This is a genomic window from Flavobacterium rhamnosi (assembly GCF_048286515.1).
Classification (GTDB): domain Bacteria; phylum Bacteroidota; class Bacteroidia; order Flavobacteriales; family Flavobacteriaceae; genus Flavobacterium.
The window spans coordinates 274,347-283,962 of record NZ_JBLVPS010000004.1 but is presented as its reverse complement, the minus strand read 5'-3'; the positions used below and the strand labels follow the sequence as shown (position 1 = coordinate 283,962).

Genomic DNA, 9,616 nt, shown 5'->3' with positions numbered 1-9,616 from the left:
GTTTGTTATGGAATTAAGAGAGCTTATTACGGTAATAATGATCATACTTTCAGGAGGGGATCCTGACAAAGTATTTAAAACGTAAAGTGGTCGAAATTTCTTCCGACCACTCGTACCGTGTTAGGGAGACTTCTTAGATATGTTTTTTATTATTTGTGCATGTTTTGCATTTCGAAAATGAAAGTGTCTAGGTCTACTTTTTTATCTACTAATGATAGCGCCTTAGCTACAATATAATTTACGTTTTCGGCAGTGAAGCCTAATGCTAAACCAATTTTTCTTAATAACAATTCTTGTTTGTCTCCTAGCTGATGATCAACATGAACCATTCTGACTAAATCATATAGGCGTTCCAATCTTTGCTCATGTAAATAAGGAGCATTGATAGGATATTTTAATGGGTTTTCTAAAATTTCAGCATATTCCTCATGAGAAATTTCTAGTCTAACGGCCAGTTTATCTAAAAACATTTTTTCTTCTGGAGCGAACTTCTCGTCGGCAAGTGCTACGCGAACTATGGCTGAAAAATGACCTTTATTTCTTTGTTTGAATTCGCTATCAAATAAATCTGAAAATGACATAATTATTAATTTTTTATCTTACAAAGATAAGTCTATTTTTAAATTATTTATTTTTTATTTTAAATTTTGTTTCGTAAAGTAGCGTGTTTTTAAATCATTTTTTAAGTAATGATTTATATTTTCAAATCAATCATTTTCAAAATTAATCGTAAGTTTACAGCCCCAATATCAATTTAATAAATTACCTATGTCAGAATTTTGGATTTACTTTCAAATAGGATTAAAACACGTTTTGGATATCCATGCGTACGATCATGTTTTGTTTTTAATAGCATTAGCCGTTCCTTTCTCTTTCAAGGATTGGAAACGTATAGTGTTGCTGGTAACACTTTTTACAATTGGACATACTATGGCTTTGTTGCTTTCTATTTTTGGTATAATTGCCATTAAAGTTAATGTGGTTGAGTTGTTGATTCCGATAACAATATTAATAACGGCGTTTTATAATCTTTTTACTGCTGGAAAATCAAGTAAAAAAGAAAGTATAAGTGTAGTGTTCTTTATAACACTTTTCTTTGGGATTATTCATGGTTTGGGTTTTTCAAACTATTTTAAATCAATTCTGGGGGGGAGTGCAACTTCTAAATTGTTGCCTTTGGGAGAATTCGCCTTAGGTATAGAAGCCGCTCAAATTGTTGTGGTTTTTGTTGTGTTGGTTTTATCTTATATTGTTCAAACGGTTTTTAGATTTTCGAAACGGGATTGGACTTTGGTGATGTCGGCATTTATAATAGGAGTAGTTTTACCAATGATTATTGAAAGTGAAATCTGGATTAGATAAAAAAAATGAGTACAAAAAAATTAAATAAATACGATAAAGCGTATCTTAGAATTGCAACAGAATGGGGACTTTTGTCTTATTGTAAAAGAAAGCAAGTGGGTGCCATTATAGTAAGAGATAGAATGATAATTTCTGATGGGTATAACGGAACGCCGTCAGGTTTTGAAAATTGTTGCGAAGACGAGGAAGGGTTGACGCGTTGGGACGTATTGCATGCAGAAGCCAATGCAATCCTAAAAGTGGCTCGCTCAACGCAATCTTGTGAAGGCGCTACCTTATATATTACGCTTTCTCCCTGCAAAGAATGTAGTAAGTTAATCCATCAATCCGGAATAAAAAGAGTGGTATATCATAATGGATACCGTGATGATTCCGGAATTCAGTTTTTAATTAAAGCGGGAGTTGAAGTAGAGCATATTTCGGCATTAGAAGAATAAAATGAAAATTGATAACAAATACTTCCCTATACTCATTAGTGTAGCTCTTGCTATAGGAATTGTTCTTGGTGGGTTGTTGAATACCCCAAATCAGAATCATTTTTTCACTAAAAATAGTTCAAAAAATAAACTGAATGAACTCATTGATTTCATTGATAACGAATATGTAGATGATGTCAATACAGATTCTATTGTAAATCTTACAGTTGACAATATCCTTGCAAAATTAGATCCGCATTCTGTATACGTTCCTCCTAGCGAACAAACTGAAGTTGTTGAAAGTATGAGAGGCGATTTTGTTGGTATAGGTGTGAATTTCTACATGTATAATGATTCCCTTGCCATAATCAAACCTGTGGAAAATGGCCCTTCGGCGAAAGCGGGAGTAAAAGCAGGCGACCGAATTTTGTATGCCGATAAAACCAAATTATTTGGACGTAAATTACCGAATGACAGTTTGTTTTCGAAGCTTAAAGGGGCTGTGGGTTCTAAAATTGAACTTACAGTTTACAGAAAGTCGGAGCGTAAAAAAATTAAATTGATAGTAAAACGAGATATTATTCCTTTAAAAAGCGTAGATGTTTCTATGCTTTTGAAAAATAATACCGGTTATATAAAAATAAATCGATTTGCTGAAACCACTTATGCCGAGTTTAAAAAGGGATTGACGGCATTGAAAAAGCAAGGGGCGCAATCATTAATTATTGATCTTCGAGACAATGGCGGTGGTTATATGGAGGAAGCTATTGCAATTGCAGATGAATTGCTGAAAGACAATGAATTGATTGTTTTTACCAAAAATAAAAAAGGAAATGTAGATAAAACTTTTGCAACGGAAAGAGGAAGTTTCGAAAGTGGAAATGTATTTGTCTTGATTAATGAAAATAGTGCGTCAGCAAGTGAGATCCTTGCAGGGGCAATACAAGATAACGATAGAGGGACAATAGTAGGGCGACGTTCTTTTGGTAAAGGATTGGTACAACGTGAAATGGATTTTGAAGACGGTTCGGCTGTTAGGCTGACTATAGCGAGATATTACACACCAACGGGTCGCTCTATTCAAAAGCCTTATTCGAAAGGGAACGAAGCCTATTTTAGAGAATCAGATACTCGTTTTGAGAACGGGGAGTTGTTTGAAAAAGACAGTATAAAAGTTTCCGACTCTTTGAAATTTAAAACTAAAAAAGGTAAAATCGTATACGGAGGAGGCGGAATAGTTCCTGATGTTTTTGTGCCACTTGAAGTAGAGCATGGAAATGAAAGTACAGCTTATTTAATGCAGTCGGGAATTGTGGGGCATTTTGTGTTCGAAGAATTAGATAAAAATAGGAATGTTTTTAAAGGATTGTCTTTTCAACAATTTAGGACTAAAATGAATGGAACGGATATGTATTTTAATTCTTTTCAAAAGTATGTTTTTCAAAACGGATTGGATTTGAAATTCGAAAAAAGCAAGTCATTAGTAAAGCGATACCTTGCCGCAGAATTTAGCCGACAAGTGTATGGAGAAAAATATTATTATGAAATTGTTCTGAAAGAAGATGCGATGATTAAAGTTGTTTTGATTAGAAATAAGTAAAGAAGAATTTATCTTCAATCTTTATTATAATCTGAAATATACTATCTTATACTGTCGTGGCAATGGGTTTGTTTGCCTCCATTCCATAAAGTAAGGATATCGGTAGCGACGGCTGCGCCACTTCCTGAAGCAATAGCCAATTGACTTCTCCACCCTGCTAAAGTTCCAATAACATAAATACCATCAACAACTTTGTGATCATTGTTTTTTAATTGGATTCTTTGTTTTTCAGGTAGTGATTTTTGATGTGGTTCCACATACTGCATCAGTCCATCGATTGCAAAAGTATTTGCAGATCCAATGCCTATTACGATTGTTTTGGTCTTGTACGTACTTTTATTTGTAGTAACTGTAAATTCAGGAAATTGCCCTTCAATTTTCAATACTTTTTCGTCGGGAATTTGTGTTATGTGTGGGTAGGTTTGCGAAAGATGCTGAACGCTTTCGGTCAATAATTCGGAGCCTAATTTGCCTGGTGCTATTCCGTAAGCATTATTAAATAATCCTTCTTGAAGAGCAGATGCCTTTTGATGAGTCAAAATGCCGATTTTTTTATCAGTGGCAAAGGTTTTGTTTTTTGCAGAGCCCAATATAAGGGCGCAAGACAATCCGGAAACACCACCGCCAAAAATAAGAGTGTCAAACATTTTAAAGTTTGTCTTTTGAATTTTCTTCAATTTTTTTTGACATTCTAAAAATTAGAAGAATCAAAACAGCGCAAAAAGAAGCTGCAATTCCAATAAAAGCAACAACACTGTCTCCTTGAAATGGATTTCTGAAATCAAGCAAAGTAACATTAAATATGATTAAAGCTATTGCTAAAAACACTAATATGTTAGTAAAGATTTTCATGGTATGTTTTTGTTTTTAATGTAAGATAATAGATGGTTAGGGATATTTCTTTTGGAAATTTAACTCCAAATAAAATCAAATTATTTTACATTTATTACGTTATGGGGGTAAATTTATGAAAATTTATTTTAGACAAACAAACCTTTAACATTAGCAGCGAATAATTTAACAGCAATTGCAAGAAGAACCACTCCAAATGTCTTGCGAATAACTCCAAGTCCATTTTCTCCTAGTATTTTTTCAATTTTAGAGGATGATTTCAAAACAATATATACCAGAATAATATTTAAAATTATCGCAAGTACAATATTTACTGTGTGAAACTGGGAACGTAAGGATAATAAAGTTGTCATTGTGCCTGCTCCGGCAATCAAGGGGAAGGCAAGTGGGACTATCGAGGCAGAGCTCGCTTCCTCATCACGGTAAATACGAATTCCCAAAATCATTTCTAAGGCTAAAAAGAATAATACAAACGAACCCGCAACTGCAAAAGAGTTCACGTCAATTCCGATTAAATTCAATAATTCTTCTCCTACAAAAAGAAAGACAATCATAATTATACCCGCTACTATTGAAGCTTTTTCGGATTCTATATGTCCGTGTTTCGACCTTAAATCAACAATAATAGGAATGGTTCCCACGATATCAATTACTGCAAAAAGGACCATTCCTACGGTAATTACTTCTCTAAAATCGATTTCAAACATGATTTTTTGTTTGCAAAGTTAAACTTTTCGATAGGTTTTTGATTAAAATCGAATTTTATTTCAGTTTGTTTGAGCCTTTTTTATGGATCCTTTTCAATTACTTTTTTTGACATTTTAGATTCTATAAAGTTTATTGTTAGTTTGTTAATGACTTTACAAAGTTGATTGATAAGTTGGTTTACAATGAAAGTTAAAGTTGGTTTTATCTAAAAAAATACAAGTTACTTTAACTACCTTTGCGCTTTATAATCTCAGTACCCAAAATAATGTTTCAATTAGGAAAAACCATCGTGTCGGAAGACATACTCGAAAAAGATTTTGTTTGCAATTTGTCGGCTTGTAAAGGGGCTTGTTGTGTGGATGGTGATGCTGGGGCTCCATTGAGTGTTGAGGAAACTAGGATATTAGAAGAAATCTATCCAAAAGTAAAACCGTTTCTTCGCAAACAGGGAATTGCTGTTATTGAAGCACAGGGAACTTGGGTAAACGGAACAGATGGTGATCTTGAAACGCCACTAATTGATAATAAGGATTGTGCGTATGTAATTTTTGACGGTAAAACAGCACTTTGTGGTATCGAACAAGCATACAACCAAGGAATAATTGACTGGAAAAAACCAGTTTCATGCCATTTATACCCTATTCGTGTAAAAGATTTTACCGAGTTTGCTGCTGTCAATTATGACAAATGGGACATTTGTGATGCGGCCTGTTCTTTAGGTCAGGAACTTGAGGTTCCTGTTTACAAATTTGTTAAAGAAGCATTGATTAGAAAGTTTGGGGAAGACTGGTATATAGAGCTTGAAAAAGTAGCTCTGGACATGAAAAAATAAATCCAAAAAAAAATTAAATTTTTCTTGTTTACTGTTTTTAAAATCCTATATTTTACGGTGCTTTACGCTCTTTTTTAAAATTTAAACTACTGATATACAGTTTTTTATGGTTTGTGTGAAAAGTGTCCTAATTTTTTACATTTGTTAAAAACTAGGGCTGATTGTGAATAAGTTTGGCTTTTAATTTCCGCAATATTTCACAATCTTTGTAATCCACATAATGCATAAAATTTCGTTAAAATTTCAAAAAAATAAACAATTATAATGGCGCAAGTTGAACCAATTTTACAAGAAAATAAAAATCGTTTCGTAATTTTTCCTATCAAACACCATGATATTTGGGAATGGTATAAGAAAATGGAGGCTAGTTTCTGGACTGCTGAAGAAATAGATTTATCACAAGATTTAAACGACTGGAATAATAAACTTTCTGATGAGGAACGTTATTTTGTAAAACATATTCTTGCTTTTTTTGCTGCTTCTGACGGAATTGTAAATGAAAATCTTGCTGAAAATTTTGTGAACGAAGTGCAATATGCTGAAGCAAAATTCTTTTATGGTTTTCAAATAATGATGGAGAATATTCATAGCGAAACATATTCATTATTGATTGATACGTATGTGAAAGATGAGGCAGAGAAAGATGAATTATTTAATGCTCTAGAGGTTTTTCCAGCGATTAAGAAAAAAGCGGACTGGGCGTTGAAATGGATTGAATCGGATTCTTTTGCTGAAAGATTAATTGCTTTTGCAGCTGTTGAGGGAATTTTCTTTTCAGGAGCATTTTGTTCTATTTATTGGTTGAAAAAACGTGGATTGATGCCGGGATTGACATTCTCTAACGAATTAATTTCTCGTGATGAAGGCGTTCATTGTGATTTTGCGGTGCATTTACACAATCACCATTTGGTAAATAAAGTGCCAAAAGAAAGAATCAGAAGTATTATTGTGGATGCTTTGAATATTGAAAGAGAATTCATTACTGAGTCACTTCCCGTAAGCTTAATAGGAATGAATGCGGTATTAATGACACAATATTTGGAATTTGTTGCGGATAGATTATTAGTGGAATTAGGTTGTGACAGAGAATACAATACCTCAAATCCTTTTGATTTTATGGATATGATTTCACTGCAGGGGAAAACAAACTTCTTTGAAAAGAAAGTAGCAGAATATCAAAAAGCAGGTGTTATGAATACCGATAGTGATGCTCAAAAAATATCATTTGACGCTGATTTTTAAATTTTAGCAAGGTCAAAAATTAGATTAGAAGAAATACTCAAATTTGGTTAGCCCCGATAAGAAATAAAATATTGTAGCGGATAAGGGATTGGCTCAAGAAAACAAAAACACACGATTTAAGAATTGGAATTCCCGTTTCAATGATTGAATTTTTCAATAATAATTAAAATGTAAGCTTATGTATGTAATAAAAAGAGATGGTCATAAAGAGCCAGTAATGTTTGATAAGATTACGGATAGAATAAAAAAACTATGTTACGGGTTGAACGAATTAGTTGATCCTGTAAAAGTAGCAATGCGTGTTATTGAGGGTCTATATGATGGTGTTTCTACATCGGAATTGGACAATCTTGCTGCTGAGACTGCTGCTTCGATGACTATTGCACATCCGGATTATGCTCAATTAGCTGCTCGTATCGCTATCTCCAATTTACATTCGAATACTAAAAAATCGTTCTCAGATACGATGAAAGATATGTACTTGTATGTTAATCCAAGAAATGGTCAAGATGCGCCATTACTTTCGGACGAAGTATTCAAGGTGATTCAGGAAAATTCTGAATTCTTAGATTCACATATCATATATAATAGAGATTTTAACTACGATTATTTTGGTTTTAAAACCTTGGAAAGATCGTATTTGCTAAAAATAAACGGAAAAATCGTAGAGCGTCCACAACACATGTTGATGCGCGTTTCTGTTGGAATTCATTTAGAGGATTTGAAATCTGTAATTGAAACCTACGACTTAATGTCGAAAAAATTCTTTACACATGCGACTCCGACATTGTTCAACGCCGGAACTCCAAAACCTCAAATGTCTTCTTGTTTTCTTTTGGCGATGCAAGATGATAGTATTGACGGGATTTATGACACGTTGAAGCAAACGGCAAAAATCTCCCAATCAGCAGGTGGAATTGGACTTTCTATTCATAATGTAAGAGCGACGGGTTCATACATTCGTGGAACTAACGGGACATCAAACGGAATTGTTCCGATGTTAAGAGTTTTCAATGATACGGCACGTTACGTAGATCAGGGTGGCGGAAAACGTAAAGGTAGTTTTGCTATTTATATCGAAACTTGGCATGCGGATATATTTGAATTTCTAGACTTAAAAAAGAATACTGGAAAAGAAGAAATGCGTGCAAGAGATTTGTTTTTTGCGATGTGGACTTCTGATTTGTTTATGAAGCGTGTGCAAGAAGACAGCTATTGGACGTTGATGTGTCCTAATGAATGTCCGGGATTGTATGATGTGTATGGCGAAGAATTCGAAGCGATGTACATTGATTACGAGAAACGTGGAAAAGGTAGAAAAACCATCAAAGCTCATGAATTATGGGAGAAAATTCTAGAATCACAAATCGAAACTGGAACCCCTTATATGTTGTACAAAGATGCAGCTAATAGAAAATCAAACCAGAAAAATCTAGGTACAATTCGTTCTTCAAATTTGTGTACTGAGATTATGGAATACACATCCACAGATGAAATTGCGGTTTGTAACCTGGCTTCACTGTCGTTGCCAATGTTTGTGGAAAATAAAAAATTCAATCATGACCTATTATTCAGTGTTACTAAACGTGTAACCAGAAACTTGAATAAAGTTATTGACAGAAATTATTATCCAGTAAAGGAGGCTGAAAACTCAAATATGCGTCACAGACCAGTTGGTCTTGGAGTACAAGGATTGGCAGATGCTTTCATTATGTTGCGTTTGCCATTTACCAGTGACGAAGCTAAAAAATTGAATCAGGAAATTTTCGAAACCTTATATTTTGCAGCCGTTACCGCTTCAATGGAAATGGCCAAAGAAGAAGGTCCTTATTCTACTTTCAAAGGTTCGCCAATGTCTCAAGGAGAATTTCAATACAATTTGTGGGGAATGAAAGATGAGGAGCTATCGGGTCGTTGGGACTGGGCTTCGCTGAGAAAAGAAGTAATGGAGCACGGGGTGAGAAATTCTTTGTTAGTTGCGCCAATGCCAACTGCTTCAACTTCTCAAATTTTGGGTAATAACGAAGCGTTCGAACCATACACTTCTAATATTTACACAAGAAGAGTACTTTCGGGAGAGTTTATTGTAGTGAATAAACACTTATTACACGATTTAGTGGAACGCGGTTTGTGGAACGAAACGTTGAAACAAGAATTAATGCGAAATAACGGTTCTGTTCAAGACCTAAACATTCCGCAAGACTTGAAAGAATTATACAAAACAGTTTGGGAAATGTCCATGAAAGATATTATCGATATGTCTCGTCAACGTGGTTATTTTGTCGATCAATCGCAATCATTAAACTTATTCATGCAGAATGCCAATTATTCTAAACTGACATCAATGCACTTTTACGCTTGGCAATCCGGATTAAAAACAGGAATGTACTATTTAAGAACAAAAGCGGCGGTGGATGCGATTAAATTTACATTGAACAATGATAAAAAAGTAGAGCCAATTGAAATTAAAGAGCAACCAATCGATGTTCCTGTAGTAGTGGAAGCAGTAGAAATGACTGCCGATGAATACAAGGCAATGATTGAACTTGCTAAAAATGCTGGTCCAGACGAATGTGAAATGTGTGGGTCGTAAATTTTATTTGT

At 34.2% G+C, this 9,616-nt stretch carries 10 protein-coding genes; 6 read left to right on the top strand and 4 right to left on the bottom strand.

Translation table 11 applies throughout. The features are described 5' to 3' along the window. Positions 1-149: 149 nt before the first annotated feature. A complete protein-coding gene (locus tag ACNQGN_RS05540) occupies positions 150-581 on the bottom strand; it encodes a tellurite resistance TerB family protein (RefSeq protein ID WP_417986846.1) in 432 nt (143 codons plus the stop codon). A 187-nt stretch (positions 582-768) separates the two neighbouring features. Between ACNQGN_RS05540 and ACNQGN_RS05535 the strand changes: the two genes are divergently transcribed. Genes ACNQGN_RS05535 through ACNQGN_RS05525 form a run of 3 tightly spaced genes read left to right on the top strand, consistent with a single transcriptional unit; the run spans position 769 to position 3,378 of the window. Then, a complete protein-coding gene (locus ACNQGN_RS05535; protein WP_417986845.1) occupies positions 769-1,362 on the top strand; it encodes a HupE/UreJ family protein in 594 nt (197 codons plus the stop codon). Between the two features lie 5 nt (positions 1,363-1,367). Beyond that, on the top strand, positions 1,368-1,799 hold the full coding sequence (locus ACNQGN_RS05530; protein ID WP_417986844.1) for a deoxycytidylate deaminase: 432 nt from the start codon (positions 1,368-1,370) through the stop codon (positions 1,797-1,799). A gap of 1 nt (position 1,800) precedes the next feature. Further along, positions 1,801-3,378: a S41 family peptidase gene (locus ACNQGN_RS05525; protein WP_417986843.1), complete on the top strand. Its 1,578-nt coding sequence runs from the start codon at positions 1,801-1,803 to the stop codon at positions 3,376-3,378. A gap of 41 nt (positions 3,379-3,419) precedes the next feature. Here the strand turns inward: ACNQGN_RS05525 and ACNQGN_RS05520 are convergent, their stop codons facing one another. From ACNQGN_RS05520 to ACNQGN_RS05510, 3 genes are all read right to left on the bottom strand, one after another. Next, entirely contained in the window at positions 3,420-4,025 is a 606-nt protein-coding gene (locus ACNQGN_RS05520; protein WP_417986842.1) for an FAD-dependent oxidoreductase, read from the bottom strand. A 1-nt stretch (position 4,026) separates the two neighbouring features. Then, a complete protein-coding gene (locus tag ACNQGN_RS05515; RefSeq protein WP_417986841.1) occupies positions 4,027-4,230 on the bottom strand; it encodes a hypothetical protein in 204 nt (67 codons plus the stop codon). Between the two features lie 128 nt (positions 4,231-4,358). Continuing rightward, positions 4,359-4,937, bottom strand: coding sequence for a MarC family protein (locus ACNQGN_RS05510; RefSeq protein ID WP_417986840.1), 579 nt, complete (start codon positions 4,935-4,937; stop codon positions 4,359-4,361). A gap of 266 nt (positions 4,938-5,203) precedes the next feature. Here ACNQGN_RS05510 and ACNQGN_RS05505 point away from each other — a divergent pair, with 266 nt between their 5' ends. The 3 genes from ACNQGN_RS05505 to ACNQGN_RS05495 all read left to right on the top strand — a co-directional run bounded on the left by ACNQGN_RS05505 (position 5,204) and on the right by ACNQGN_RS05495 (position 9,605). Beyond that, complete coding sequence (locus ACNQGN_RS05505; protein WP_417986839.1) at positions 5,204-5,770, top strand: DUF3109 family protein; 567 nt, start codon at positions 5,204-5,206, stop codon at positions 5,768-5,770. Between the two features lie 264 nt (positions 5,771-6,034). Next, complete coding sequence (locus ACNQGN_RS05500) at positions 6,035-7,012, top strand: ribonucleotide-diphosphate reductase subunit beta (protein WP_417986838.1); 978 nt, start codon at positions 6,035-6,037, stop codon at positions 7,010-7,012. A 178-nt stretch (positions 7,013-7,190) separates the two neighbouring features. Next, positions 7,191-9,605 (top strand): ribonucleoside-diphosphate reductase subunit alpha, encoded by a 2,415-nt coding sequence (locus ACNQGN_RS05495; RefSeq protein WP_417986837.1) that lies wholly within the window; start codon positions 7,191-7,193, stop codon positions 9,603-9,605. Positions 9,606-9,616 lie beyond the last annotated feature (11 nt).